The organism is Aeromonas aquatilis (genome assembly GCF_054052405.1).
The window spans coordinates 46,534-72,402 of the sequence record NZ_JBSTYP010000016.1; the positions used below are offsets into that span (position 1 = coordinate 46,534).

Genomic DNA, 25,869 nt, shown 5'->3' on the forward strand with positions numbered 1-25,869 from the left:
AGCGAACAAACTAAGCGGGAGGGCCCGTTAGAGAGATAACATGCAGCGGTAGCGACTGCTATTGAGGGAAGGCTAAAGGGATCGGAAGCGGCGATAGAGGATAAAGAAAAAAGCCACACCGGTCGGTGTGGCTTTTGTTATGGGGTTAACCCGGGTCGGTTACGGACGACCAGCAGGACTGGTTGCCACGTTGACGGCAGCCGTGCTGCCGCCATGGCGACCAGATGTGCTCACCTCGTTACGTACCAGTGGCGGGTAGTTCACCGGCTCACGGGCAGGCAGGGCAGGGGCTTCGGCAGGGGTTGCCATAGGCGCGGATGCCTTGCGGGCACGAGCCAGCAAGCCAGTACCGTGTGCGACCTGTTTGGTAACGACCGGCGCCTCTTCCACCACAACGGCTGGTGTTTCGATAACTGCGGCTTCAATAACCGGAGCTGTTTCAACAACGTGTGCGGTTTCAACCACGGTAGCGGTGACTACTTCGGCAGCCGGCGCAGCGACCTGGGCTACTTCTGGTTCTGCGGCAACTACAACCTCAGCGACAGCTTCAACAACCGGGCTCGCGGCCACATCGGCTTGAGTTGCTTCAACCTGGGTTTCGGCCTGTTCGGCAGCTTCTTCAGCAACGGCTTCGACAACCACATGCTCGGTCAGTGCGGCAGAGGCTTGCAGGGCTGCAGCGACGGCTTCAGCGCTCGGGATGGTAACAACAGGCACTACCGGCTCTTCAACCTGTGCTTTGGCAATATCTGCCTGGGCAGCGGTGGTCAGAGTGGTGGTATCTTGCTGTTCTTCGTCACGTTGGCTGCGGGCATCTTCGTTGATGCGCTTGCGGCGCTGGCCTTCGATACGCTGGCTGCGTGGAGTGCGGCGTGAACGGCGCTGGCCTTCACTCTGCTCTTCCTGTTCGTTACCTACGGTGGTATCGATCCCCTCAGCTTGCACGGCTGCATCGTCAACAGCCAGGGCAGGGGTGTCAGCAGCGGCGACATCGACGCGGATCTGCTTGCGCAGTTGACGACGTTCGCGGCGCTCGGCCACTTTCTGCTCTTTTTCCTGACGCGGCTCGATGACGACTGCATCAACGGCTTCTACCGCTTCAACTACGACCTCGGCGCGCGGCTCACGGGGAGCACGCGGTTCACGGGCAGGACGTGGCGCACGCTCTTGACGAGGTTCGCGAGGCTCGCGCTCCTGACGAGGTTCACGTTCCATGCGCTGTTCGCTGCGCACTTCACCACGGGTCTCACTACGTGCTTCACGTTCCTGACGGGGCTCACGCTCTTTGCGGGGACGGCGATTGCGGTTTTCACCGGCTTCGCGGTTGCCACCTTCACGCTTCTCGCCCGCTTCCGCATTGTTGCGGTTGCCACGGTTGTCGTCACGACGAGGACGCTGACCACGGCCGCGGCCTTCTTCGCGCTGGTGACGTTGACCTTCATCCTTGCGTGCTTCACGAGCTGCAGGTTTCTCGGAGGGAGCTTTCACGTCGGCAGGGGCTGCATCGCTGCTGAACAGGCCGGTAATGCCTTTGATCAGCTTGCTGAAGAAGCCGGCTTCGGCAGGGGCCGTAGCAACGGGAGCCGCCGGCTGTTGCGGTGCAACAGGGGCCGGTTGTGCCGGTTGGGCAAAGCCTTGCAGCAGCGGTTGCTCACGCTCGATCACCTGAGCTTGCTTCGGCTGGTAGACCGGCTTGGCAATCTCGGTTTTCAGCTCATAGCTGGCCGCTTCCGGGATCTCGTTCTGACGAATGCGGGTCACTTCGTAGTGCGGGGTTTCCAGATGCTGGTTCGGAATGATGTAAACACGCACATCATTGCGCTGCTCCAGACTGGCGATGGCAGCACGCTTCTCGTTAAGCAGATAGGCGGCAACATCCACCGGCACTTGGCCGTGAACCTGCTCGGTGTTGTCCTTCATGGCCTCTTCTTCGATGAGACGCAGGATGGACAGGGCGAGGGATTCGTTGTCACGGATCACGCCTTGACCCTGGCAACGGGGGCAGATGTGGCTGCTGGACTCGTTGAGGGAGGGGCGCAGACGCTGGCGAGACATCTCTAGCAGACCGAAACGGGAGATCCGACCCAGTTGGATGCGGGCGCGATCCTGATGAACCGCTTCACGCAGACGGTTTTCCACTTCGCGCTGATGGCGAACCGGCGTCATGTCGATGAAGTCGATAACGATCAGGCCACCCAGGTCGCGCAGACGCAATTGACGGGCAATTTCATCGGCCGCTTCCAGGTTGGTTTGCAGCGCAGTCTCTTCGATATCGCCGCCCTTGGTGGCGCGGGAGGAGTTGATATCGATGGAGGTCAAGGCTTCGGTCGGATCGATAACGATGCTGCCGCCGGAGGGGAGGCGCACTTCACGCTGGAAGGCTGACTCGATCTGGCTCTCAATCTGGAAGTGGTTGAACAGGGCTACTTCACCCTTGTACAGCTTCACACGGTTGAGAAAATCGGGACGTACCAGCTCGATATGGGCCTTGGCGCGTTCGAAAATCACCGGATTGTCGATCAGGATCTCGCCCACATCGCGACGCAGATAGTCACGGATGGCACGCACGATGACGTTGCTTTCCTGGTGGATCAGCACCGGCGCAGCGCGCTCCTGAGAGGCCTTGTGGATGGAGTCCCAGTGGTTGAGCAGGACGTTCAAATCCCACTCCAGCTCTTCCGGAGACTTGCCCACACCGGCGGTACGCACGATCAGGCCCATGCCTTCCGGCACGGTCAATCCGCTCAGGGCTTCTTTCAGTTCGGTCCGCTCATCACCCTCGATGCGGCGGGAGATACCACCGGCGCGGGGGTTGTTGGGCATCAGCACCAGGTAGCTACCTGCCAGGCTGATAAAGGTGGTGAGGGCTGCACCCTTGGTGCCACGCTCTTCCTTGTCGATCTGGACGATAACTTCCTGACCTTCGCGGACCACTTCTTTGATGTTGGGACGACCCTGATAGGAGTAACCGGAGGGGAAGTAATTGCGGGCGATCTCCTTCAACGGCAGGAAACCGTGGCGCTCGGCGCCGTAGTCAACAAAAGCAGCTTCAAGGCTGGGTTCTACGCGGGTGATCTTACCTTTGTAAATGTTCGCTTTTTTCTGCTCGTGTCCCGGACTTTCAATATCCAAATCGTAGAGCTGTTGTCCGTCAACCAGCGCTACGCGCAACTCCTCTTCTTGAGTTGCGTTGATAAGCATTCTTTTCATTGAGTTCTCATTATTGTGTCATTTTGATTTCCTCCATCTGGGTCCTGCCAGCGCCGGCCTCGGGTCTTCAGCATACTGGGGCAACCTCCCGGTTGGGGTATGCATGAGGCGCAAACTAAGGGCGTTCTGGTCATCACTTCTCGAGAAGGAATGAATAAGGATGCCGAAATGGAGACAAATAAACGGTGATGTTTGTGTTCTCCATGCGTTGTACCTCGCACCCGGGAACCGTCATGTTCTTGTATACACGGTGTTTCGGGATTGGGTGGCATACATTTTGGCCACTTAGTACAAGGCTTGAACACAATGACAAAACCTTGTTTATTATCCCATTTAAACCTCTTTTATAGCAAGGTGCCATTTTTCAACAAACCATGCAGCCAAGGGGCGCAGGCAGTGTTAAAATCCGCGCCATGACACAGATACAACAACAAGTGCAGCTGCTCACCATCGAAGCTGAGCATGACGGGCAGCGCATCGACAATTTTCTCAAGACTCAGCTAAAGGGCGTCCCCAAGAGCCTGATCTATCGCATCCTTCGCAAAGGTGAAGTGCGAGTAAACAAAAAGCGCATCAAACCGGAGTACAAACTCTGCGCAGGTGACGAGGTGCGGGTACCCCCCGTACGCGTTGCCGAGAAGAATGAGCTGCCATCGGCCAACCTCGGTGTTATCCAGCGTCTGGAGAGCCAGATCCTGTTCGAAGACGATGCCATGATCGTGTTGAACAAGCCCTCCGGCATGGCAGTACACGGTGGCAGCGGTCTGAGCTTTGGCGTGATTGAAGGGCTGCGAGCCCTGCGTCCGGAAGCCCGTTTCCTCGAATTGGTTCATCGACTGGATCGCGACACCTCTGGTGTATTGCTGGTTGCCAAAAAACGCAGCGTCCTGCGCAGCCTGCATGAGCAGTTGCGCGTCAAGACCATGCGCAAGCAGTATCTGGCGCTGGTGCGTGGCAAGTGGCAGGCTCACGTCAAGGTGGTCAATGCCCCGCTGCGCAAAAACGATCTGCAATCCGGTGAACGGGTGGTGCGGGTCAGTGCCGATGGCAAGCCCTCCGAAACCCGGTTCCGCATCGTGCGTCAATTTGCCGAAGCGACTCTGGTCGAATGTAGCCCCATCACTGGCCGTACCCACCAGATCCGCGTGCATACCCTGCATGCCGGTCATCCGATCGCCTGTGACGATAAGTACGGTGAAGCGGCGTTTGACGAGAAAATGCGCAGCCAAGGGCTGAAACGGCTCTTTTTGCATGCCTGGAAGCTCAGTTTCACCCATCCGGCCGATGGTCGCGAGATGCAGGTAGAAGCGCCGCTGGCACCTGAACTCGACAACTTCCTCAACAGCTTGTCACGCTGATGCAGGATATCCGGCTCGCCATTTTCGATTGGGACGGTACCCTGATGGATTCGGTGGGCCGGATTGTGGCCTGTGTGCAGGGGGCCGCCAGAGATTGTGAACTGGCGGTACCTGCACCAGCCCAGATCCGGCAGATCATCGGATTGAGCCTCGATGTCGCCATGTCCCGTCTGTTCCCCTTATGCAGTGACAGTGGCGCTACCAGAGATGAGCGCCAGATCGCCGCACTCATCGATCGCTATCGTCATCACTATCTGCACGACGCTACCCCCAGCCCGCTGTTTGCCGGGGCAGGTGAGTTGCTACATGACTGGCAGTCACGAGGGCTACAACTGGCCGTCGCTACCGGCAAATCACGCCGTGGGCTGGATCGGGTATTGGATGAGACCGGGCTGCACCCGTTGTTTGTGACCAGCCGAGGGGCCGATGAGGCTCGCTCCAAACCTGATCCGCTGATGCTTGAGCAGATCCTGGACGAGCTGGGGTTTTCAGCTCGGCAGGCCGTGATGATCGGCGACTCTGTTCACGATATGGCGATGGCCGAGGCGATCGCCATGCCGCGCATTGGTGTCACCTGGGGGGTGGATAGTAGTGATGCTCTCAGTCGTCACGGACCTGTAGCGGTGGTGGACTCCATGACGGCTCTTCACGCGCTGTTGTAGACGCCTCTCTTTTAAGAGACATCAATCTAATTGATAACAGAAGCCCGGTGTATTGACCGGGCTTTTTATATCCTCGATCTAGCTTATCTATTTACCCGCAATCAGGGCAGGGCAATACCGTGGCGCTCCAGCAGTTCGATCAGGCCGATCAGTGGCAGACCGATCAAGGCGTTAGGGTCGCGCCCCTCCAGCCCCTTGAACAGAACGATCCCCATCCCTTCACACTTGAAGCTACCCGCACAATCTAGGGGCAATTCTGCCTCTACATAGCGGCGAATGGCGGCTTCATCGAGGTTGCGAAAATGGACGGTGAAAGGTTCCACCAGTTGATGAGCCTCACCGGTTGTGGCATTCACCACGCACAGGCCGGTGTAGAAGGTGACACTGCGACCTTGAGCCGCCATCAGCTGGGCGATGGCATTGTCGATGGAGCCAGGTTTGCCGAGGATGCGTCCATCGCAGACACATACCTGATCAGAACCGATGATCAATCCATGATCACGATGTTGGGCGACAGCATCTGCCTTGGCACGGGCCAGTCTGGCCACCAGCGCGTCGGCGGATTCGCCAGCCAACGGTCGCTCATCCACATCGGGGGCTGCACATTCAAAGGGGAGACCGAGCTTCTCCAGCAGGGCTTTGCGATAGCGAGAAGTTGAGGCGAGGATCAGATTCTGTGGCATGATTCGGTACCGTGATGAAATGTTATTTTGTTTCAATGGTTTACAGCTTGTTTTTATCCGGCTGGGGCGTCATTGGGGCAAAAAGCCCTTTTGACTGCATCTGTTCCCAGATCCGTTGTGCCTCTGGTTTATTCGCCGAGTCGAGCCATTTTCCATATACCCGCTGCAGCATTTCAAGGTTCTTGTGGCCCATTTGGGTGGCAATATAGGCAAGATTACCATGTGATGTCAGATTCCAAGAGGCATAGGTATGGCGAAGCTGGTAGAACCTGCGATAGCGAACGCCGGATACCCTGATCACTCCCCTCCACATTTTGCTGATCGCCGCGGCGCTATAGAATTTTTCGACCAAGTTGTTGTGCGCCGGGTCTGATGGGCAGAAGACCGGCCTGAGCCAGAACCTTTCCCATCCATCATCGACATCCACGTTGATCTCATAGGCCGGTAACATGAAGGTGAACAACTGCTGTGATCTGAGCGCCTCAATTACTGGCGGCTGCAAATCAACAATTCTGGTTTCCCCCGTTTTTGGCAATTTGAAATATTTGGCCATGTCATCGGAGTTTCGACGGATCAGCATCACCTTCTTTTGCAGATCGATATCTTCCCACGCCAGCGAACGTAATTCACCGGTTCGAAGACCCGTGTAGATGGCGAGTGTAATCATATTGCGTTGCTGTTCGTCTTTGCAGGCTTTTAGCAACCGCTGGAACTCATCAAACTCAAAGGGATCAGCACTGCTGCCTTTCCCAACAGGGACATACTCAAATTGCTTTGAGAGAGTCGAGCCTTCTTTACCGAAATTATTCTTTTCACACCAAGCCAGCATCTGGCGAAAGCGAGCCATGCAGAGGTTTATGGTTCTCGGCTTACGGTTCGTGCTCAGGGTATTTCTCAGTAGTTGTAAGTCCAACGGTAGTAATGTGGAGAGTTTTCGGTCAGCCCCCAGGATCTTGATGCAGGTTTTCAGGCTATACGGGTATGAGGCTTGTGTGGTGGGTTTGAGGCTGGGGCCATGGAGGGCCCAGTACGTCAGATATGCCTCCCACAGTGTGGGGTTTTGTTGTGCTGGCTCGAATCGGGATAGCGCTTTGCTATCAGGGAAGTGTCTTGCGTAATTGAAGGTATTGGTGGCGATTTCGTAATGGATACTCGCCAGCTTGTTTTCGGCAAACTTTACGTTGGTCTTCGTAATGGGGAGGTTCAAGACCTCCCGGCAGCGGATGCCTTTATACGAAAAGTTCAATCGCAACTTTTTGCCATGGATCTCCAATCCTTTGGTTTTGATAGCTAGATCAGCTGCGATTCGACCCATTTGTCGTACTCCACTATGTTGTAGCGGACCTGGCGATCCGGGGCATAACACCAGATGCGGCCTTCTGGCCATTCTCCTTTCAGGCGCCGTCCTTCGGCGGCTTTTTCAGTCATTCCCGTCAGTTCAGCAAAAAGCTTAGGTCTTACCCATTTAGCACAGGGATAGGCGAATTGATGCATGTTTGGTTCCTCAGCAGTCTGGATATGTCATTCAGGTTTGTCTGGGGCGGCAACATGGCGGGATCTTCATGCGGGAGGAGGATCTCAACCATGTAATCTTGATGGAAGGGCCGTCAAATCGGAGGGGGATACAGCGCGGGGGCAATGATGCCCCCGTTCGATGGTGTTGAAAGTGGGATTAGTCGTTTTTGCTGAGCAAAAACAGAACCAGTGATTGAAAGTGAGCCTGGGAGGTGATGGATTCCAGCTTCACCATGTATTTACCATTGACGATGAATGCAGGAACGCCACGCAGCTTATAGCGACTGACCATCGCGTCGTATTGTGCGGTTTTGCCCGAGATGGCAAAACTATCCACGGTATCGTCGAAGTGGGCTGCAGGTACACCAGCCTTGATGAAGGTCTGGCGAACATCGTCACGGTTACGCAGCGTGCGGACATTGTTAAACAGCAGGGGGGTCACCTTGTCTTCCACCTGGAGCTCATCGGCAACAGCAAAGGCGCGCTGTGTTTCTGCTCCCATTTCTCGTCCCAGGAAAGAGACCGGTACTTTTTTGAACGGCACATTTTGTGGCAGGTTTGCTTTGAGCTCGCCAACAATGGGTTCAAAACGGCCGCAGGTGGGGCAAAAGTAGGAGAAAAACTCCAAGACTTCGGGTTGTTCACTCTTCGGCTGTGACAACACGTCGTAGTGTTTGCCTTCTTGGAACTCTGGTGCGGCTGAAACTTGGAAACACAACAGCAGAGTGGCAAGCATGCCTGCAATCTTTTTCATCATGACTCACTTTAATCGTTGGCTAAATAATTGAGCGCGAAAGGTTAGTGACTTATTTATCAATGGTCAACTTTCAACGCTTGCTTTCACCACCTTGATTTCAGTGGGTAGGGATTGTCAGAAGGATGATCCCTGAGCTTTCGTGGGGACAGCTTACTTATCCACTGTTTCTGTGTGCCAGGCAGTGGATGGTTTGGGGGTATCAGGCTGCATCTCTAGTGGGCTCTGCTCCTGCGAGCATTAGAGATTGCTTACTGATATCTGAAATTCGGCAGGTGCCGTGCCAGTTTGGGGCGAAGATGAGCAGCATGGATCCTTTGGGGTTGCCCTTCATTTCTTTGCCGGTTGCCTTGTTGATGAAATTGATCCGGCCATTACGCCATTTTCCATGTTCATCGTGGTAACCCTTGATGTGGCGAACCTCGCTGGCCAAATCCCCGGGGTACCATTCAGTGCTGGTGTCCTGCGGTACCAACATGACGGTACCTATCCCCTTATGTTGCTGCTCGATGGCTTTATCTCCCCATGGACCGATATCGGAATAGGGTGGGTTGAGCCAAGCCCAGGGGGCACGCAGAAAGGGGCTGATGAAGTCACCCCAATCCACACGGAGCGCATCAATGCCTGGTGTCAGATAGTGCTGGCATAGGGCTGTCTCTGGTAGGGCTGCAGCATCAAGAGCAAAGTGGAACTCCCGATCCAACGCTCTAAAAAGGAACATTGGCGTCTGGGTGAGATCTCGGGTATCGATAGGTGTGGTTGAACCTCGGAAATCAGCCATTTAGCAGATCCTTATGTTCTTGTTCTGAGCTCATGCTGAGAGATTCAGCGCGAATGACGTGGGGTAGTTGATTCGGGGTTGTTAAAGGACGTGAAAGAAAAAACCCAGCGATTGCTGGGTTTAGTTCGTGGTATGGGTTATCAAGGTTGGCGGCGAATAAACGCGACGGCAAGTGTGCCCAATGCAGCGGATGCGATAATTCCACCTAACCATGGCTGTCCTTGAAGTCCGACATAGCCACCACCGATAACGCCAATGCCGCAGACAAAAACGGAACAAACCATACCGAACAGGCGCTCTGTCAGAATGTATCTATCTACTCGTTTTGTTCTTGCTCTGCGATCTTCGGCTTCAATTTTGGTTTGTTCAACGACAAAATCTACAAGATCGGGGCGGAATGAGTGTAATTTTTCGAGCTGTGCAACGGGTAAAATGGGCGAGTCAGAATCATGCGAACTGACGGCCAGCTCACTTCCATTAGCGCTTTTTGCTCGCACCTGATGTTGCTTTGCCATAAACGGTATCGACGCTCTTGGTGAAGTCTCTGCCCAAGTTTTTCGCGTCTCGACTTAGGTTTTCAGCGTCTTCTTTAAACCCACCAGAGTGGGCATAGCTGCGTGGCTGAAAGCCCGTAAATACGTTCGAAAATCCTTGCAGGATGTTGCGTAAGTGGTTCATAGATCCTCCTGTCAACAGGTAACCATTGGTTATATTGACATGCCCAGTATCTTTTTTCTGTTCACATAAAGCAACTTTTTACACTGAAAGTGTAGAGTTTGAGCCCTCTTGAGGGGCGGTTGGATTATCAGTAGTTGATAGTCAGGTGCGCGATCTTGTGGCTGGCAATGTGCCTGATGAGGTTGACTGCGTTCTCTTCCTCAATGCCCAAGCCCATCATGTCCATCATGATTGAGCTGTGGATCCGGCCGCGGTGATCTCGGTCGGCAAGGCGGCGGGCATCATCTTCGTCTTTGAGGCGTTGTTCATCGGCGATGCGCTGGCGTTCCTGCTCTGCCGCGCGGGCCGCCGCTTCTTCAGCTTGTTGTGCAGCGTTGGCTTCGGCCTGCTTGCGGGCCAGCTCGGCAGCTTCTGCATCACATCGGGCTTGGGCTTCACGCTCTATTGCTATCTGGGCTTGGTGCAGTGCTTCCTGCTCACGGTGCCGAGCCGCTTCACGCTCGAGACGTTGACGGTCTTCTTCTTGGATGCGAGCGCTCTCAGCGGCTTGCTCTGCTATCAGGCGTTCGCGGTCGATGCGCTCCTGCTCGGCCTGCTTTTTACGTAGTTCCTGCAGCTCTTCCTGCTCGGCTTCGTACTTCTGGCGGGCGGTTAGTGCCTCGCTAAGGCGTTTGACTGCCAGCTCCTGAGCAATGGTCGCCTGAGGCAGCAGCTCTTGCCATGTGTCGTCCAGAACGGTCTGCTCGACCTCCAGCAGCATGGCCTGCAGATCTGCCGCTGCACACTCAGTGCTGGCTGCAGTGTTGAATGCTTTGAGCCGAGCGAGGCGGTCTTGCAGACCTGCAACCCGGGTTGCTTCTGCTTCTTCAAATTTGGTGAGCGGGGCGCGTACTTCTTCTTTCAGGGCGTCCAGAGTGTCGCGGATCAGCTTACGGTTGGCGTCAATCCGTGCCGGGATCTCCTTGTACTTGGCGGTCAGCACTTTGCCGACGCCATCCAGATAGGATTTGGTCTTGGCTACGGCATAGGCGACGCTGGCGATCTCTTTGCGGCCCTTGGCGGTTGAGACATCAGGCACCAGACTGGATGCCTTCTTGCGAATGTCTGCCAGCATGGAGTTAATTCCATCCCCTTCGGTGAACAGGGCAATTTCTGTTGTGGGGTCGAGGACAACCAGTTGGGTCTGGGCTGTGTCGGTCTTGGCTTGTTCGGTCATGGTGGGTCCTTGGGTATAAAAAGCCTGCTGGTCGGTGCAATGCTATTTACTTAAGAGAATGTGAGTTTCAGCCCACGTAGTATCAGGGCTAAAAAGCGAGGGAGGCATGATGCCTCCCTCTTTCTATTGCAAGCTTTGCTGGATAAAGGCTGGAGTCAGATTGACTGGATCCTGCCTTGTTCACTCATCTCAAGTCACATTTATGAATGACTCGTCAAAAAGTACTTATCAGAATGACATTGCTGCCAAGCGGGGGGTCTGTTATTGCTGTTTGCAGTCCTTATAGGCGGTCTGCCACTCGCCGGCCAGATCCCACATCTCGACAAATCCTTCACTTCCTTTGCTCCACCAGATGGCCTCGTGCTCGTCCGTATAGCGGGCGCCGGAGGCTGAAATGGCCTGAGGCAGGGTGTAGTCTTTGCCATCGGGCAGGGATAGCTTGATAAAGTTGAGGCTCTCGTCGGAGAGGGCGAAGTAGCGCACTTGCACCTTCTTGCCCTGCTCGCACCTGTAACTGATCGGTTCACCACCTATGACAGTGAGGCTCTTGCCCTGATTGCAGCCAGCTAGTGCCCCCATGGCCAGCATGCCGATGGTCATCATATGAGCATTTTTCATGATAGCAGTCCTATTTATGTTATCCGAGCATGCGACTAACAGCTTGAAGCTGATCTGCAATAGCTGTCTGGCGTCTGCGTCGATAGTGGTCCGGAACCTTATGCCAGCGCAGGCTCGGCTCGGGCGGTATCAGCCACCGGCTGGGCTAGCGCCCCTTCCAGAATGTCGAGGATCTGGCTGTCGATGGTCTCATCGAATTTGCGGGCAAACAGATGCTCGCTTTGCAGCAGCGCCGTGGCATCTTCCGCCAGATAGTCCCGTGGCCTCAGCTTGATGTCTCCCATGGGGATCCAGTCGATGGCCCGTTTGTCGTCATTGACGATCCGGCCCTGATAGCTGGTGTTCATGATCACTGTCTGGAAGAACCCCTCATCGGCGATCAAGGTGTTTTGGTAGAACGTTTTGAAGCGAGCCACCTCGGGGCTGTGGCTGACAAATTCACAAAAAGCGCGGCTCAGGATCATCCACTGATTGCCAATGTAGGGGGTGACCCCTTCCAGATAGGGGCGGGTGGCGACCTGTTCACAGATCAGCTCCTGCTCCGTCTCGGTCACATGGTGATCGATGCGGTGCAATGTATCGGGGCGCAGCTTGCGCTGATCGAGGACTTTGAGGAAATCCTTGCCGCGATGGCCGCGCAAGAAGCGGTGGATCTGCACCTGGGTGCGCAGCGGAAAATCCTGGGCACTCAGATTGATGAAGAACTCCCATTCCACACCCTGTTTCAGCAGTGCCGCTATGCCGCGCAATTCGGCATCCACCAGACTGTATCCTCCCCACAGTGCATTCTTGCTCGCGAGCATCGAGGCATTGGGATAGTCGCTAAGGAATAGGCCGATCTCCTGCTGCAACTCAGGGCCCGAGCTTTTGTCGACGTGGATCAGGTAGTGATTACTATCGTGGTAGATCGCCTTGAACAGGCGCTTGAACTGGTCGGGATAGCGATGAACCAGAATGAGGTAGGCAATCATGGCGGTGTGTCCTGTGTTGGCGGCAGGGCAGCGCCAAACAGCAGGCCGCTTCAGGCCGATGGCTTGAAGCAGGTTCCCGTCGGGCTGACCGCTGTCGCAATAAAAGAGAGTGAGGCGCATATGACAACAGTGAGAACAGGCTGCGACAGGGGGGATGCGCCTTATGGCATCGGGTCAATACAGCCTATCTGGCAAGTCAGGTTGAGGATGAGAGGGGGGCAAGGGTGCCCTGGCGGGAGGCTCTTTTGCATGACAAGCTAGTCATCAGGTGCAGAGCGCAAGCGGCCGGTAAGTGAGGGGCCACAGTAGCACGGTTCGGATGGGTGGCGTCATATATCGCCGCAGCTGAATGAAAAGTGCTCAATAGAGTACAGGTTTAGCCTCGAAATCCTGCACCAGCCACTCATTTGACCTTTTTGAGCTTGGCTTTGCGCTCGCCAGCAACCTGTTTGATGCCGTCGGCTATGGCATGGTCGCCGGTTTCGCTGGCCCATGCCCAGGCGCTGGTATAGGCCTGCTGCCATTCGACGGTATCGCTTGCTGCTTCGATAGCTGCGCAGTGGTCCGCGTATGCGCTGGAGTGGTCAACCTGCTCACTGGTATCAAGGGGTAGTTGCGGTTCCATCTCTTCTGGCTGAATGAGCTCTTCTGTGGTGCGTTTTGTCTCCATGGCCTTGGCAGGGGAGGACTCTTGGCGCATTGCGTTAAGTGCGCGGCTTTTTTCTGGCAGGGCCTCTTTCTCCTTCGACTTGAACCAGTCGCCGGGCTTGCTCATGCCATCCCGCAGGGAGGCATAAATCTTGCGCATCTGGACGTACTGCGCTGGCTGCATTGTGTCCGCGCGTCTGCCGAGATATGTCTGCACCTGCTCTGTTGTTACCCCAAACTCAGCACTGAACGTATCGAGCATGCGCTTGATCGACTCGGGACTTGTGTCAGCGTGAGTGTTCAGGGTTACCTCACATTGACGCTGGGCGGCCTCTATCACATCCCCCGGGATCACCCCGAGAATGCAGGCGCGCAGGCGGCGAGCACCATTGTTTGCCACTAGCTCGTAGATATCGCGCGGATCTTCCAGTTGTTTTTGACCGTTTTTGGTGTGGCGGATGTGTGGGACTGTGAAAATCTTTAACTGCTTGGTGTTGGTTTCTACATCCCAGGCGAACGCCTCCACAATGGATTCGCCTTTGCGTTGCTCCAGCTCGCGGATGCCGAACTGCATATTTCCCCAGGCTTGTGCCAGTGCCTCTGCCAGTCTGATACTTGGGCCGGTTACATCCGACCCGCCACGGTTATAGCTGTATAGCGCCCCCTCTGCGAGGGTTGGGCGTGAGCATGCTTGTAAGATGCGATCTGCGGCTTCTACGGGATTGCGCGGGAATTTCTTGGCAATCACCATTGCTGCTTGAACTTCTTGAATGGCCCGCTGTTGCTCGACAGCCACTAATCCTTGCTCTTGACGTTGACTGGCTGCGCCAAATGGGTTTGAAATGGTTTGGTTCATGCTGCCTTCCTTGCCCATGCTGGGCGGTTAAGTGGTATCAGGTCGTGCCAATCGTTGTTAACGCGGCACTCGTGGTACTTGATAAGATCTCGGCGGTAGAGCTCTCTGCCTGACTCTTTCCATTCCAGCTCCAACGGGCGGACCCGTACTGGGTAGCGGCCGCACTCAATGGATGAGCTAACAGCCAGAAAGATGAAGTCCGGGATCTCGCCGTAAATTTGAAAGAAACCATCGGAATACATCGCGTCTTGGACGTGATAGCGGAACTCCTCAACGTGGCGTTCGAATCTGGCCATGTCATCCACCTTCTTCACGTCAGCCAAGATGGGGAAGTGGCTGAGCTGCTTGTCTGGGCGGCACCGGCAGAGCTCATCAGTTTCGGCGTCAGTCCAGTAGAGCGACCCCTCACAGATGCCATCTTGTTCCAGCAACCAGCGGGCATCAGGATGGGCAAACACGCTTTCACGCATCAACTTGAGCTTGCGGTCGTCCTCGAACGAGATGACGGTTTTCCCCAGCTCGGCACAACTGGCCAGGAATGCCTTCTCTTCGTCCTTACCCGCATTGGTACGGCGGTTGAATTCAGGAGCGATGATGTAGCTCTCTTTGAAGGTTGCAGGCTCCAGCAAGAGACAATGAAGTGCGGTTCCCATATCCAGTGCAGCGACTTTGTCGGTATCGATAGGCGCGTATCTACGCCAGATGTAAGTTGCCGGGCTCTGGGCAATGTCATCCAACTGGGATTTACTGACTCCTGGGCCGAAGTGGTAGTCCTGATTGCTGAGACCTGGTACCAGGCCGTGTAGCCGTGAGGGACGGGTATCAACAAGAGTGTTCATGCTGCACTCCTCTGTTGGTATTGCTCCCATTGTGCATCGTTCATGGTGTCGTGAAGTGACGCTACGTGGTCACCCCAAGCGCTATCGGCCAGTGCAGTCAGTCTCTCCTCGATCAACTGCTGGAGTTGGCGTGTTAGCGGCACGTTGTCGTCAGAGACGATCAACAGGTAGAGGGCTTGATTTAGCTGGGTCGCCTGGTCGGCATTGACCTCGGCCAGCAGGGAGACAGCATCGATATCGAGTTGGCCGGATAGCAGTGGGAGGCGGTTTGCCTCCACCCACTCGGCAATCCATTCAGCCCTGGCATTTGCTTCGGCCTCTTTACTGTCCAGCAGTGCAAGCAGAATGTGTTCATTAGTCATCGCTAGAACTCCATTTCTAGGCGCAGAGCGCGCTGCAGGATAAGGATCTTCATTGTGATGCCCCCAATTTATCCGGCGCGTTTTCTTGGCCTGTAACCAGCCAATGGAAGTGGGCAGACAGCTCCGGATGCTGGGCAAACAGCAGCAGGGTACCGCCGCTAATCTCCCGGTAATTCAGTTCATAGTTCTTGAGCGTGGTGGATGGGATGCCCAGCAAGTCGGCGAACTTGGGGCGGCTCAGGCCAAGGCGCTGCCGTAACTGGCGCAAGCGTTGGCGGCAAGCATCATTGAGCGGTGGGATGGTCAGGTCGCTTTGTTCGGTACGTTTTTTCATGGTCAGGTCCTGTGGTGGTAAAAACAAAAACCCCGGCGCGAGAGCCGGGGCGGATGGTAGTTTGGTGCTTGGGATGAGGGTTATAAGTCATCCAGATGTTGTAGGCGCTGTTCTTCAAGGATGTCTTCAATCGCGCGACGTGTTTTCAATCGTTGGCGGTTTTGTTCAATCTCCAGCCGTGTCGGCCGGTCATCTTCTGTTAGTTTGCGCAGTCTCGGTGGGGCTAGGTCACCGAGAAAGACAGCCATTTGAGCGGGTGTCAGTCGTTTCATGGTGAATTTCCATTGGTTGAATATTAATCACATTTTCCGAGGCGGGATTAAGATAGCGTGTGATGTGTCTCGTTCTCAACTGGAGGGTAGGGGATGACATCATTTTTTATGCCTTGCCCCTTATGTGGGGAGCGGGCACATGCATTGTTGGTTGAAGATGGCCGAGCCAAGGATATTGATTGTCCTGATTGTGGCTGCTACATCGTGGCGTTTTGCGCTGAGATGCAACTAATTGAAATTAATGGTGATATTCAAATGGCGGAGATCAGATCCAGGTTGCAGTCAGGGCCAATAGATGGCTGTTTGCGATACATCGAGTTCAGTTCTGACCATCAGGAGTTTGTGATCAACATACTTCCTCGATAGGCATCGTTATGAGTTTTTTAGTGATTAATTTTGTCCCAGGATGATGCTGTTGGGACATGGCTGTGGCCGAGCAACAGGTGCTGGTTGGTGTGCCACAAATGGAAATGTGGTTTATGGGAGGATCCCACTATGCGCCAATGGTATTGCTTGAAAATTGACTATCCCCAGCCAGCTCTTGATGTGATGCAAATCGTGCAGGAGTTGTTTGATGATGTGTGGCCTGACGGTCTGAAACATGCCGTGGTGTTCTCACGGCTAAATGATGACCATGACGAAATGAGTCTGTATTTCTCACCCGAGACAGCACGTATTGCCCATGTAGTCGATGCTCGGCCATGCAAGCAGCCGCTCATCGTGTTGCAAAACGGGTTCAAGATGGTGGTCGGTGATCTGCTGACCAAGCATCGTTCACGTGATATCGGCAATTTGCATCAAGGTTGATCAGTATTCACAGCTGCTTTCGCAGTTATCAGGGAAGAATGAAATGAGAAAAATCGGTTTAATGGTAACCCTCATGATAGGTGTGTCTTTTTCAGGTTTGACGCATGCCGATCTAGAGCAGTGTTTAGCCAATGCCAAGACTCAAAATCAAATCCTGGCTTGTCTTAACGAATACAACAAGGGTTAGGTATGGAGCAGGGAGGTGTTCAGATGAGCTGACACCTCCTTGTATTTTGAATCTTCGTTAGCCAAATGTCTGGTTTAGTCCCTTGAGTTGGCTTGCTTTATTGAAGCTGGCCATTACAAGCCACGTATTGATGTTGATTGTCCTCCACATCCAAACGCCACTCGTGACGCTTGGATGTGGTGCCTGGTCAGGCACACATCACCTCATCCAGCCGCCCAATTTCTGATTCTACAGGTCAGGGCAGATCCACCGGGAACGTGGATTTCGTTCGAGGTATCCCAATCCTTATTGTTAAAGAGCCTGGCAACGCTGAATTCAGGTTGCAGTTAGCCAAAGCATCCTTGCGGAGCCTGAGAAAGAGGCTTTGGCTAGGGCGCTATCAGGGCAGCGCCAGACCCGGGTCAGACGGCGTGGCGAAGATAGTCAATGCGCCAGTGGAAGAGGGAGCAGTGCCTAGTGGCGTTGGCTCTTCGTTGCTGGGCTGCACGGGCTGCAACAATGTGATGTTGCTCTGCGGCCAGCATGGCCAGATACAGGCGCTGCTTGATGGCCTGGCGGCGTGTTGCATTGCCATTCAGGCGGTCTGCAATGAGGGTCATGAGCTGGTCTGCTCGTTTAGCCGCTCTGGAAAAAATGCGCATGGTCATGGTACATTTGCTCCTGTTGACGGGTTGGTCCCCGTCAGCTCCTGCCTCGCCTCTGGCGTGGTTGGGTCCTGTATAGCCAGGGTTGGTCCCCTGGCAATCTGACTAGGGGTGGTACCCTGGTCCTTCGAAGCCCGCCTTGTGCGGGCTTTGTCGTTCTTACGCGCTGGTCAAGCGCATGCCCTGGTAAGGGGCGGGTCCTGTTGCTGGTGGCCGATGATTCATAGCCTTGTCGGAGTAGTCTGATTGTTTTACAGAACAAGATGGAAGTTAATATTGAAGAACCAAATAGTCAACACAAATTGTTCGCTAATGTGAATGTTTTTTTATGGGCGTATCTTTGAAAGATTTTAGGTACAAAAAAGCCCGCATTGTGCGGGCTAATGGTGAGGGGGGAAGGATTACTACTCCTTCATGTCTCTACGTAGTTCGATCATTCGGCCATAAACAAGCGCATCCTTGAGAGGGATTACACCAAGCCTGGGATCATCGGTTACCAATGTAATGCCTGACAGTCCATCTAGGGCTTTGAGCAGGCGCTCCTGCTTGTTGCTATCGAGTCTTACCAGCACGATATCGTTGTGGCGAGGGGCTCGATCTGCAAGGTCAATGATACAGATATCACCATTTTTGATGCCAGACCCCATAAGGTTATCGTCATTGGCGATCACGCCAATAAGATGCCCTTCTGCGTCACTAAAAATGCTGCGTCCGCTCTCTAGCGTTGAAAGGGCATCCGTCGGGTGCTTGCCAAGCTCAGGCATCTCCCATACTGGCACCTCACCGAGATTGGTAGCAGAAACATAGGTTCCACTTTCCTTTCCAGTGTAAAGCCAAAGAGGATCACAACCTAAGGCCTTCGCGATAGATAGCAGGCTGCTAACCCGCAGATCTTTAAGCGGGTCAGATAAGAGAACAGATATAGCGGCCTTGCTCACCCCAGATTTACGTACAAGATCAGCCTGTTTGAAGCCGCGCTCACTCATCATGTATTCCAGTCGATCTCTGAAAGAGGTCATGTCGATTCTGTTCTCATAATAAAACACTTCATCATTTTGTCTCATTTATAGATCGTTATGGTGATCATTGATATGTTCATAGTAAGGAACTAACATGACGCTTGTACTGCTACTACCACAGGACCCGACCAATGAAGAAACGTGAAGTGATCGAGCATTTCGGCAACATGGCCCGCGCGATGAAAGCCATCGGCATCTCCCGCAGCCTCGCCGTGAAGTGGGGCGACGTGATCCCGGCTCAGCATGCAGTCAGCTTTGTCATCGCCAGTAATGGTGAGCTGCGTCTGGGGTTGGACGATTACCCCCTAGACAAGGACCAAGACCATTCCGCTCAACAAGCCGCCTGACCACCGGCTTTATGACCACACCAAAAGGACCTGACCAATGGGACGACCAGCACTGCCTGATCACGCAAAAATGGACTCTATTTCTCCACTACGCCTACGCGGCAACCCAGCACAACGCTGCGTGTGGCAAGAAGTCGGGGCTGAATTTGGCATGACGGAAACCGCCTTCGCGCGCACCTCACTTCTGATCTTGCTTAATTCCATATCGAAACATGAACCCCTGATCTTGGCGAGAGCCGTCAAACGGGCCAATCGGAGCCTTATCGAGCAGGGGTTTCCACCTGTGACCATCGAAGAGATCCTGAACGGTACTGGCCTTCCTGAGCGGGGATTGCTGACCTTTTTACCCTCCGACGAGATCGCCTATGACGAGGAGCGCCCCAAGAAGCCGCTCCAAAAGCTCGTTGGCCTGATCAACTTCATTCTTGGGAGATAACAGCATGCCCATTTTTACCCGACCGCCACGCCCAGCATCAGAACGCGTCAGCGAACGCGACAACATCGTATTGAAAGCAGTTATGCATGAGTTGGCATTAGCGATTGATGAACCGTTGATCTCGACCGCCCAGGCTGCAGGAACTGACCGGCAGGCATTGCGCCTGGCGCGTGAGCTCCAGGCCCGAGCGGCTGAGCGCGAAGAGGGGCAACCTAGCGCGTAGCCAATCTGCCCGGCTCACCACCGGGCAACAAGACACACAGGATCCGACTATGACCAAATTGACTCTGGCCCGTGGGGAGTGCCCCATGCTGCATGCTTTTAACGATGACACCTGCACCGAGGAACAGGCTTCTGAGAGCCTGGGAGGAGGACAAGAATGAACATCAACTTTCTTGACCGACCAATAGCCTTTCATCGCCCTTTTGTAGCCATTACGGGTTCAGTCACTGCCGCTCTGTTTCTATCGCAGGCCCTCTATTGGGCAAAGCGCTGCAAAGAGCATGAAGATGGCTGCTCATGGTTCTATAAGACCCAGGCTGACTGGGAGGAAGAGACGGGGCTGACCCGCTACGAACAAGAAGGGGCGCGCAAGGCATTACGCAATCTTGGGGTGTTGAAAGAAAAGCGGGTGGGTTTACCGGCGCAGCTATATTTCTGCATCGATTTGGTTGCACTTGAAGCTGTCATGAATGCATGTGATGTCTTGCAACCTAGTATGCGGAAAACCAGCAAACAGGCGAGGGGAAAACCTGCAATCAGTAGTGCTGGAAACCAGCTATCTATTACAGAGACTACTACAGAGACTACTACAGAGACTACTACAGAGATCCAAGATCCCCCTGTATCCCCCCAGGGGAAAACGCGACCTGAAAGCGAAACTTCGCGTCGAGGTACCCGCTTGCCGAATGACTGGTTCCTACCTGCAGAGTGGGGGAGGTGGGCCAGCCAAGAAACTGGATGGCCACGAGAGCGGATCCTCCTCGAGGCCGCGACGTTCGCCGATTACTGGCAGTCACTGCCCGGGGCCAAAGCAACCAAGCTGGATTGGGAGAAAACATGGCGAAACTGGGTGCGTCGTGCTGCCAGCTCGTTTAGGACGGCAGCACAGCGCAAGCCATTGGCAAACCTGCAGGCGGCCCAGAACGCAGCACAGGCTCTCAGAGAGTCGGGGAGGGGGGTCTATGACGACAACACACCCCTCTAACGTGACAGCCCTGCCTGGGATGCAGGAACGGCCATTGATGAGCGACCGCATGGCGGCGTTTATGGCCGAGGAGCTGTTGCCGATGATGGCTGGTAGCTGGCCCGCAAGCGCAAACCAGTTGGATGCCAATGCTCGCGGCGTGGCACTGGCCTGGGGTGGCGTGCTGCACGGGTACACTCCAGCCCAAATCCGGGAGGTGGTGCTGGATATGGCTGCTGACGTAGATCGCCAGTTTGCTCCGCGCCCGGCAGAGGTTCGGGCGGAGATACTTCGTCGTTTTCCTCCTGTACGGACAAAGCTACGCCAGCTTGTGTTCTCAATCGCAGCGTGCCAGATGGAGGCGACAGTTACCGTACTGCAGCGTGACGGCGAGGTTACTAGCGATGCCGTGAAGGTTGAGATGGAGCGGATCCTCACCGACCGCCGCCAACTCGGTTACACCATCACAGGTAGGCTATAGGTATGTTCAACCCAGATATGATCGCAGCCGTAAAAGCAGCGAAATTCTGCTGGGTGGTGGTCTACCCGGCCGTTCGCGGGGAAAGTCGTGAGCGTGTGTTGCTGGAGGTGGCAAATGAGATCACCGTGTTTGGGCACACGGATTACCAGTGCGGGGCAGGGCATTGGCTGGTAAGCGACAGGATGTCAGTGTGCTTGGCACAGGAGTTATTTTCCTTAGTGGCTGGGCTCTGGGCCAGCCACTACCACCTTAATCACTAAACGCAACGCATAGTAAAAATGCCACGCGTTGCGAATCACTCTTGAACAGTTTGTTATGCGACACTTTCGGCAAAACTCTTCCAGTCTTCGTTTTCTACTAATGTAGAGCGATACACTTTTATGTTTGAGCAACCGGAAATATTCTTAATAACGGATTTAACATGGTCAGCGACTGATTGTGGCAGCCATGGACTCAGGACAATACGGCTAATTGACGCCAAATCAAATTTCAGACGTAGCACCGGGCCAAGATCGGTATCCGAACCGACAAAGAGTCTAAACTCTTGTTCATCTTTAAAAACTATTCGCTTCAAAAATGGAAACTCATTTGTTTCGGGATTTATCTCTCTAAGTTCTGTAATTTTTTTATACTCAACGGATTTGGTTTGTAAATCAGTTTGGTTTTCCAGGCTTGTTAAAAGCTTATCTCTGTTGAACTCAACATATATCCCACTAGTGCCACTTGAGAAAATCTTCCAATGGTGATACGTTTCAGAAGCTTCAGTCAAACAAAGTGCATATGTGGACTTTAGACCTTTAACCTTGGCATATTGTTTTATATAGAAAGAGTCATTCCTATCATCCCATGTATCCGGATTCAATAGAGCCATCTCTTTTGTCACCAACATATCTATTAAAAAAGGTAGCTCTGTATATCTCTTTAATGAAAGTCCCAATTTTAACTCCTTATTTTCTGTTGCATAACGCCCGCCTAAGGGGCTGGCAACGCATTGCCGAACTCAAAAAAAACACCGTAAACACTGAACTTCAATTTTGAACTAAAGCCGCCACGCGTTGGCAATCCCCCCCTCTTGAGCCGTTTGTTATGTCATTTTACACGTATAGCACTTCTTTAACGCTATTACGCCAACCTCGATACGCATCTTTAATTGCTTTTATTGCAGCTTCCATTTCATCAGATAACTGTCCATAAGCAGCGCTATCATCCCAAGAGCCGGCTCGATCACAATTCAATTGCGGCGCAAGGCACATTCGATAGTTATCAGCCGACTGGGTATATGGGTATATATCAAAGTGTTCATCAACAAAATGAACAAATTTGGTCAATGACTCACATAACAACTTCGTTTTTTCGTTGATATCTTTACACACAAAAGAGTTGCTTGATGACATCGCTTTAATAACAAAGTTGCGCATGCTTTCATCACTATCTCTGCAAAGCGAATGGTCACTTCTTAAACGAGAAAGGATATGAGACAAAGTCTCTTCAGTGATAATATCGTTCAGTTGACTAAAAATAGACCTGTCATGTAACTCTTTTTTCTCGAGAGTTGCTTTTGATGTTACAGATGACGCAACTTCATGCAGGCCTGTATTCAATAAATGATAGACCAAACCGAGACAACACAACAAAAAACCCCATAGCGCATCTGAGTCATTAGTTATTGATAATTCGAGTGTTTTACCCAAAGCTGCATTAACTACAGTAATCCACAAAGGGGTACTCATTAAAGACAAACCACAAACTACTATTAGCCATGTGATTTTGTTATAAAACTTTGGTTTTAAGGCCTCAATCAATTTAAGAACAAAACTAAAGAACTTTTCCATTATTTACCTAACTATAATTAAAGTGACATAACGTTTGAGTTCAGGAGCCTTGCGCGGCTTTATGCGCAAGGTCCCCTGCAACGATGGGTTGGGCATACAGCTACTCACGCTCAGCCCAACCCGAGCCGGCAAAGTACGCAGAGTCTCTGACGATTAGATTCAACTTTGACGTGTATGACCGAGAGTTCAGGTCCTTGTAGTTGATCTCAATCTGAGCCGAAGCGCCGTAATTCAATACGTTCTTCTCCTTGTCGGTACTTGTGAGGCCAAATCCGTTCTTAACACTCTTCCCAGGGTGTAGTACCGCGATGCGCCCTTCATCGGTAAAGCAGCGTTCAACTTCTTTTCTGAAGCGGTCACGTGCATTCGAGTCTAGGAGTTTTTGAATAGCGTCAGCGGTAGCTTTAAGTCGGATATCTGTAGCGGGGCGGTTCCCAACATTATGGATAACGAGATTGAACGCAATCGCTTCATTCCCTCCGTCGTGAGTGGCGATCTCGGCCGTAACTATTGGTCGGTTGGTTTCGAGCCAAGCTCGCCGCGTGAAGATGAAGGCCGACAGTGACACCAGAAATGCGCCAGCGGAAATGGCTATAGGGATGATTGAAATCGGCTCGATATTCATTGCGAGTCCATGTATGCCCAACGTTTGGTTAAGGGGCGGGCTTTAGCCCGCCCCAGTGAGCGAAGCGAACGATTTGAACCAGTTGTTATGTGTTTCGGCACGGACTAGATTCTTCTCCGTCATGCAAGGTCAATCCACACTCAAATGCAACATACTCATGATCAATGTCATGATCGCGGCCTTGGTATTCCACCATTTCAGAGTGGAAAGTACGCTCAGCCATCGGTGACTTACAGTGGGGGCAAAAGTACTCGGACATGAGCTCGTGAGCATTTGAAATTTGACGACTAAGTTCGTCTGCTTCTTCTTTTATTGATTCCAATTCCTTCTCTTTTTGTGAGATTAGAGATTGGTTTTTCTCCTTGTCGCCAGATAGGCGCTCAATTTCTTGAATTAATATATCAACTCTTTCAGATAGTGATCTGGCTAATGCGTCCGGCTTTTGCTTTTCCGCGAGAGATAGCTGACTCTCCAAAAAAATAGCCTTCTCTTTTAGTAGCTCTATCGTTGCGTCCTTTTGACTTACTAACACCCTATACAAAACGAAAAGAGCCGAAATGAATGCCAAGATTGAAACTACTTGCGTATAGAAAAGTACTTCAATGCTCATGAGTTTCCCTTAAGCACATAACGCTTTGCTAAGCGGCAATAAAATAGTTGGCTAAAATTAGCGAGGAACGAGCAAAAGCCAACTGTTTTTTGTCCGTTTGAGCAACTTGTTAAATGGCTGGCTACACCTTACTTTACGTGTTTCATGTATGTAGTACTGGTACCGTTATCTATAATCTCATCAGCAAATTTTTTACATAGGCTATGCGATGCAATATTATCTTTATCAACTTTAAGCTCAAGATAAAACTCGGAGATACCGTTTCTAAAAAAGCCTTGTTTCATTTCATCAATGCTTTTACTTAAAACTTCTTGTCCAAACCCTTTTCCCCTGAATTTTTTTAAAGTTGTAACTCCAACATCAAAGCAAGGCTTCTCTTTATATTGGTCTGTATTAACAGCCACACAAGATGCTTTGATTCTGGTACCTGTCGCCATTAGAGCGTATGTGAAACGGATTTGCCCCTCCGGTCTATCCATATGAACCCGTAATTTTTTATGTATTGCACCGGCATCTGTTTTGATTAGATTATTATTTAAAGCTTTTTGGAATGCCTTAAAAGCAATTTCTGCTGTTTCCTGATTATTCATATTACCTCTAGCTTTAATGCTCTAAAAATGGGAGTGCGCGAAACGTTATACAAGCCATTTAACGCCGCCAGCATGCGCGGCTTTGTTGCGAAGGCGAAGCCGCAGCGAAGAAGACGTCGCCATGACTGGCCTTGTTAGTGCATTTAATTACCGGAAGTCCGGATAGGAAACTCGCCCCGTCTCACTTACGGATATAACCTTTTGTTTTATTAAATTCGCAATAATGGCATCTTTATCTGGCTCTGATATGCCACCTTGGAATTGAAACATCGCAGCTATGGAATTAGAAAGTGAAGATAATTTAGCCGGTTTAAGCTTCAACAAACGTTCTGTAACGTAACTTATCTGATCCTGCCCATCAGGCCCAGAAGCCTTTCGTGGGGCCGGATATTCCTCCTCTTCCTGCTTTCGACCAAGTTGGAGTAACAGCTGCGCAAGTCTGAACTTGTCTCTGTAGCTCAATGCCTCACACGCTTTTGCTATTTCCTCATATGCCATACTTACTCCTTGTTTGAGAACGAACTTGGTGCACTAACAGTGATTAGATGGAAGGCGGTACTAACACGTTAGTAGTGCCTTCCATCTAACTCCGCCCGCCCTGATACGGGGAATCAAAAATTATATTTTAAATCAATCTGTTACCTACTGGTCTCTGAAGCTGAACGTGTTCGCTTGACTTCCTCTTTTTGCTCCAGCATTACGACTGTGTATAACAACAGTGATGGGGCAAACGCATTGGCTACCGCCCCTAGGTTACAGCCCCCAGATTGCTGCTTTTGACCAGTTGTCTGACGGTATTGAAGATCACCATCCTAAGGCCCTGAGTGAGACATGGGCATCAGTCGAATAGCTTACCAATCGAATCTCTGAAAGTTGAGCGATTTATCCGCTAACTCTGTGATATCAGACATGTTTTTGATGCAAATCAGGAATTAATCAGTAGTGGGTTATTTATTAATTATCGATGTGGTAGAACCAGTGGTATCCATAAGAGAACTAGATAGGATGGGTTGTGAAACGCATACTTTTACTGGCTCTGTTGAGTGTTGGCTTCGCGGCCAGCGCCAAGGAGCAAGTGCCTGATGCCAGGCTTGTAGATGAGCAGATCAAGCAGCAGATTATCCAGGAGTCCATCGATAGCTATCCCGGGAACTGTCCGTGTCCATACAACTACGCCAGGAACGGCAGCCGTTGTGGCAAACGCAGCGCCTGGAGCAGGGCAGGTGGCTATGCGCCGATCTGCTACAAGGAAGAGATAACGGACGAGATGGTTAGTGAGTGGAGGGGTAGGGGGGCAGCAAGATAAGGCAGCACACAGCAATCAGTTACAAAGAGCTGCCGACCATGC

At 52.5% G+C, this 25,869-nt stretch carries 32 protein-coding genes; 8 read left to right on the top strand and 24 right to left on the bottom strand.

The window, feature by feature from the left end; translation table 11 throughout:
• Nucleotides 1-159: 159 nt before the first annotated feature.
• Nucleotides 160-3,210 (bottom strand): ribonuclease E, encoded by a 3,051-nt coding sequence (gene rne, locus ACW5W8_RS08240; RefSeq protein ID WP_498627290.1) that lies wholly within the window; start codon nt 3,208-3,210, stop codon nt 160-162.
• A gap of 413 nt (nt 3,211-3,623) precedes the next feature.
• On the opposite strand from rne, the gene rluC reads away from it, so the two are divergent.
• Together rluC and ACW5W8_RS08250 are read left to right on the top strand one after the other, a co-directional pair.
• Nucleotides 3,624-4,568 (top strand): 23S rRNA pseudouridine(955/2504/2580) synthase RluC, encoded by a 945-nt coding sequence (gene rluC / locus ACW5W8_RS08245; protein WP_498627291.1) that lies wholly within the window; start codon nt 3,624-3,626, stop codon nt 4,566-4,568.
• Complete coding sequence (locus ACW5W8_RS08250) at nt 4,568-5,230, top strand: HAD family hydrolase (protein ID WP_498627293.1); 663 nt, start codon at nt 4,568-4,570, stop codon at nt 5,228-5,230. Before rluC ends, ACW5W8_RS08250 begins: the two co-directional genes overlap by 1 nt.
• A 101-nt stretch (nt 5,231-5,331) precedes the next feature.
• Here the strand turns inward: ACW5W8_RS08250 and ACW5W8_RS08255 are convergent, their stop codons facing one another.
• The 15 genes from ACW5W8_RS08255 to ACW5W8_RS08325 form a co-directional block, all read right to left on the bottom strand.
• A complete protein-coding gene (locus ACW5W8_RS08255) occupies nt 5,332-5,913 on the bottom strand; it encodes a Maf family protein (RefSeq protein ID WP_431361818.1) in 582 nt (193 codons plus the stop codon).
• Nucleotides 5,914-5,953: 40 nt separating this feature from the next.
• Nucleotides 5,954-7,228: an Arm DNA-binding domain-containing protein gene (locus ACW5W8_RS08260; RefSeq protein WP_429073409.1), complete on the bottom strand. Its 1,275-nt coding sequence runs from the start codon at nt 7,226-7,228 to the stop codon at nt 5,954-5,956.
• Nucleotides 7,204-7,407 (bottom strand): excisionase family protein, encoded by a 204-nt coding sequence (xisR, locus tag ACW5W8_RS08265; protein ID WP_139437731.1) that lies wholly within the window; start codon nt 7,405-7,407, stop codon nt 7,204-7,206. The genes ACW5W8_RS08260 and xisR overlap by 25 nt, the downstream gene beginning before the upstream one ends.
• 178 nt (nt 7,408-7,585) lie before the next feature.
• Complete coding sequence (locus ACW5W8_RS08270) at nt 7,586-8,185, bottom strand: thiol:disulfide interchange protein DsbA/DsbL (RefSeq protein ID WP_498627294.1); 600 nt, start codon at nt 8,183-8,185, stop codon at nt 7,586-7,588.
• A gap of 199 nt (nt 8,186-8,384) precedes the next feature.
• The gene (locus ACW5W8_RS08275) at nt 8,385-8,963 is read right to left on the bottom strand and encodes a phage N-6-adenine-methyltransferase (protein WP_498627295.1); all 579 of its coding nucleotides are present in this window, start codon (nt 8,961-8,963) and stop codon (nt 8,385-8,387) included.
• 140 nt (nt 8,964-9,103) lie between these two features.
• Nucleotides 9,104-9,478 carry a hypothetical protein gene (locus tag ACW5W8_RS08280; RefSeq protein WP_075115304.1) on the bottom strand — a complete coding sequence of 125 codons (375 nt, stop codon included), beginning with the start codon at nt 9,476-9,478 and terminating at the stop codon, nt 9,104-9,106.
• A complete protein-coding gene (locus ACW5W8_RS08285; protein ID WP_081376074.1) occupies nt 9,441-9,641 on the bottom strand; it encodes a hypothetical protein in 201 nt (66 codons plus the stop codon). Before ACW5W8_RS08285 ends, ACW5W8_RS08280 begins: the two co-directional genes overlap by 38 nt.
• A 127-nt stretch (nt 9,642-9,768) precedes the next feature.
• Nucleotides 9,769-10,857 (bottom strand): hypothetical protein, encoded by a 1,089-nt coding sequence (locus ACW5W8_RS08290; protein WP_498627296.1) that lies wholly within the window; start codon nt 10,855-10,857, stop codon nt 9,769-9,771.
• Nucleotides 10,858-11,118: 261 nt separating this feature from the next.
• Nucleotides 11,119-11,475: an MliC family protein gene (locus ACW5W8_RS08295; protein WP_498627297.1), complete on the bottom strand. Its 357-nt coding sequence runs from the start codon at nt 11,473-11,475 to the stop codon at nt 11,119-11,121.
• A gap of 98 nt (nt 11,476-11,573) precedes the next feature.
• The gene (locus ACW5W8_RS08300) at nt 11,574-12,446 is read right to left on the bottom strand and encodes a beta-1,6-N-acetylglucosaminyltransferase (protein ID WP_075115353.1); all 873 of its coding nucleotides are present in this window, start codon (nt 12,444-12,446) and stop codon (nt 11,574-11,576) included.
• Nucleotides 12,447-12,849: 403 nt separating this feature from the next.
• Nucleotides 12,850-13,950 (bottom strand): hypothetical protein, encoded by a 1,101-nt coding sequence (locus ACW5W8_RS08305; protein ID WP_075115302.1) that lies wholly within the window; start codon nt 13,948-13,950, stop codon nt 12,850-12,852.
• Nucleotides 13,947-14,789 (bottom strand): PD-(D/E)XK nuclease-like domain-containing protein, encoded by an 843-nt coding sequence (locus ACW5W8_RS08310; protein ID WP_075115301.1) that lies wholly within the window; start codon nt 14,787-14,789, stop codon nt 13,947-13,949. Before ACW5W8_RS08310 ends, ACW5W8_RS08305 begins: the two co-directional genes overlap by 4 nt.
• Nucleotides 14,786-15,151 (bottom strand): hypothetical protein, encoded by a 366-nt coding sequence (locus tag ACW5W8_RS08315; protein WP_075115300.1) that lies wholly within the window; start codon nt 15,149-15,151, stop codon nt 14,786-14,788. The genes ACW5W8_RS08310 and ACW5W8_RS08315 overlap by 4 nt, the downstream gene beginning before the upstream one ends.
• Nucleotides 15,152-15,200: 49 nt before the next feature.
• On the bottom strand, nt 15,201-15,485 hold the full coding sequence (locus tag ACW5W8_RS08320) for a helix-turn-helix domain-containing protein (RefSeq protein ID WP_139437721.1): 285 nt from the start codon (nt 15,483-15,485) through the stop codon (nt 15,201-15,203).
• Nucleotides 15,486-15,565: 80 nt separating this feature from the next.
• Complete coding sequence (locus ACW5W8_RS08325; RefSeq protein WP_075115298.1) at nt 15,566-15,757, bottom strand: hypothetical protein; 192 nt, start codon at nt 15,755-15,757, stop codon at nt 15,566-15,568.
• A 495-nt stretch (nt 15,758-16,252) separates the two neighbouring features.
• Here ACW5W8_RS08325 and ACW5W8_RS08330 point away from each other — a divergent pair, with 495 nt between their 5' ends.
• Complete coding sequence (locus ACW5W8_RS08330) at nt 16,253-16,564, top strand: hypothetical protein (RefSeq protein ID WP_075115296.1); 312 nt, start codon at nt 16,253-16,255, stop codon at nt 16,562-16,564.
• 588 nt (nt 16,565-17,152) lie between these two features.
• Here ACW5W8_RS08330 and ACW5W8_RS08335 read toward each other — a convergent pair.
• Together ACW5W8_RS08335 and ACW5W8_RS08340 are read right to left on the bottom strand one after the other, a co-directional pair.
• Nucleotides 17,153-17,398, bottom strand: a complete 246-nt coding sequence (locus ACW5W8_RS08335) for a hypothetical protein (RefSeq protein WP_139437717.1) — start codon at nt 17,396-17,398, stop codon at nt 17,153-17,155.
• A gap of 401 nt (nt 17,399-17,799) precedes the next feature.
• Nucleotides 17,800-18,459 carry a helix-turn-helix domain-containing protein gene (locus ACW5W8_RS08340; protein WP_498627299.1) on the bottom strand — a complete coding sequence of 220 codons (660 nt, stop codon included), beginning with the start codon at nt 18,457-18,459 and terminating at the stop codon, nt 17,800-17,802.
• Nucleotides 18,460-18,545: 86 nt separating this feature from the next.
• On the opposite strand from ACW5W8_RS08340, the gene ACW5W8_RS08345 reads away from it, so the two are divergent.
• From ACW5W8_RS08345 to ACW5W8_RS08360, 4 genes are all read left to right on the top strand, one after another.
• The gene (locus ACW5W8_RS08345; RefSeq protein ID WP_075115294.1) at nt 18,546-18,761 is read left to right on the top strand and encodes a Cro/CI family transcriptional regulator; all 216 of its coding nucleotides are present in this window, start codon (nt 18,546-18,548) and stop codon (nt 18,759-18,761) included.
• Between the two features lie 37 nt (nt 18,762-18,798).
• Nucleotides 18,799-19,197, top strand: a complete 399-nt coding sequence (locus ACW5W8_RS08350) for a hypothetical protein (RefSeq protein WP_159163635.1) — start codon at nt 18,799-18,801, stop codon at nt 19,195-19,197.
• Between the two features lie 379 nt (nt 19,198-19,576).
• The gene (locus tag ACW5W8_RS08355) at nt 19,577-20,404 is read left to right on the top strand and encodes a helix-turn-helix domain-containing protein (protein ID WP_498627300.1); all 828 of its coding nucleotides are present in this window, start codon (nt 19,577-19,579) and stop codon (nt 20,402-20,404) included.
• Nucleotide 20,405: 1 nt separating this feature from the next.
• Nucleotides 20,406-20,864 (top strand): hypothetical protein, encoded by a 459-nt coding sequence (locus ACW5W8_RS08360; protein ID WP_498627302.1) that lies wholly within the window; start codon nt 20,406-20,408, stop codon nt 20,862-20,864.
• 313 nt (nt 20,865-21,177) lie between these two features.
• Here ACW5W8_RS08360 and ACW5W8_RS08365 read toward each other — a convergent pair whose 3' ends face one another.
• The 6 genes from ACW5W8_RS08365 to ACW5W8_RS08390 all read right to left on the bottom strand — a co-directional run bounded on the left by ACW5W8_RS08365 (nt 21,178) and on the right by ACW5W8_RS08390 (nt 25,019).
• Nucleotides 21,178-21,801 carry a hypothetical protein gene (locus tag ACW5W8_RS08365; RefSeq protein ID WP_498627303.1) on the bottom strand — a complete coding sequence of 208 codons (624 nt, stop codon included), beginning with the start codon at nt 21,799-21,801 and terminating at the stop codon, nt 21,178-21,180.
• Between the two features lie 157 nt (nt 21,802-21,958).
• On the bottom strand, nt 21,959-22,696 hold the full coding sequence (locus ACW5W8_RS08370; RefSeq protein ID WP_498627305.1) for a hypothetical protein: 738 nt from the start codon (nt 22,694-22,696) through the stop codon (nt 21,959-21,961).
• Between the two features lie 100 nt (nt 22,697-22,796).
• Nucleotides 22,797-23,321 (bottom strand): DUF8453 domain-containing protein, encoded by a 525-nt coding sequence (locus tag ACW5W8_RS08375; protein ID WP_498627306.1) that lies wholly within the window; start codon nt 23,319-23,321, stop codon nt 22,797-22,799.
• An 85-nt stretch (nt 23,322-23,406) separates the two neighbouring features.
• Entirely contained in the window at nt 23,407-23,931 is a 525-nt protein-coding gene (locus tag ACW5W8_RS08380) for a hypothetical protein (RefSeq protein ID WP_498627308.1), read from the bottom strand.
• A 128-nt stretch (nt 23,932-24,059) separates the two neighbouring features.
• Complete coding sequence (locus ACW5W8_RS08385; protein ID WP_498627310.1) at nt 24,060-24,521, bottom strand: GNAT family N-acetyltransferase; 462 nt, start codon at nt 24,519-24,521, stop codon at nt 24,060-24,062.
• Nucleotides 24,522-24,668: 147 nt separating this feature from the next.
• Nucleotides 24,669-25,019 (bottom strand): hypothetical protein, encoded by a 351-nt coding sequence (locus ACW5W8_RS08390; protein ID WP_498627311.1) that lies wholly within the window; start codon nt 25,017-25,019, stop codon nt 24,669-24,671.
• Nucleotides 25,020-25,533: 514 nt separating this feature from the next.
• Between ACW5W8_RS08390 and ACW5W8_RS08395 the strand changes: the two genes are divergently transcribed.
• Nucleotides 25,534-25,827, top strand: coding sequence for a hypothetical protein (locus tag ACW5W8_RS08395; RefSeq protein WP_498627312.1), 294 nt, complete (start codon nt 25,534-25,536; stop codon nt 25,825-25,827).
• The last annotated feature ends 42 nt before the right edge of the window (nt 25,828-25,869 follow it).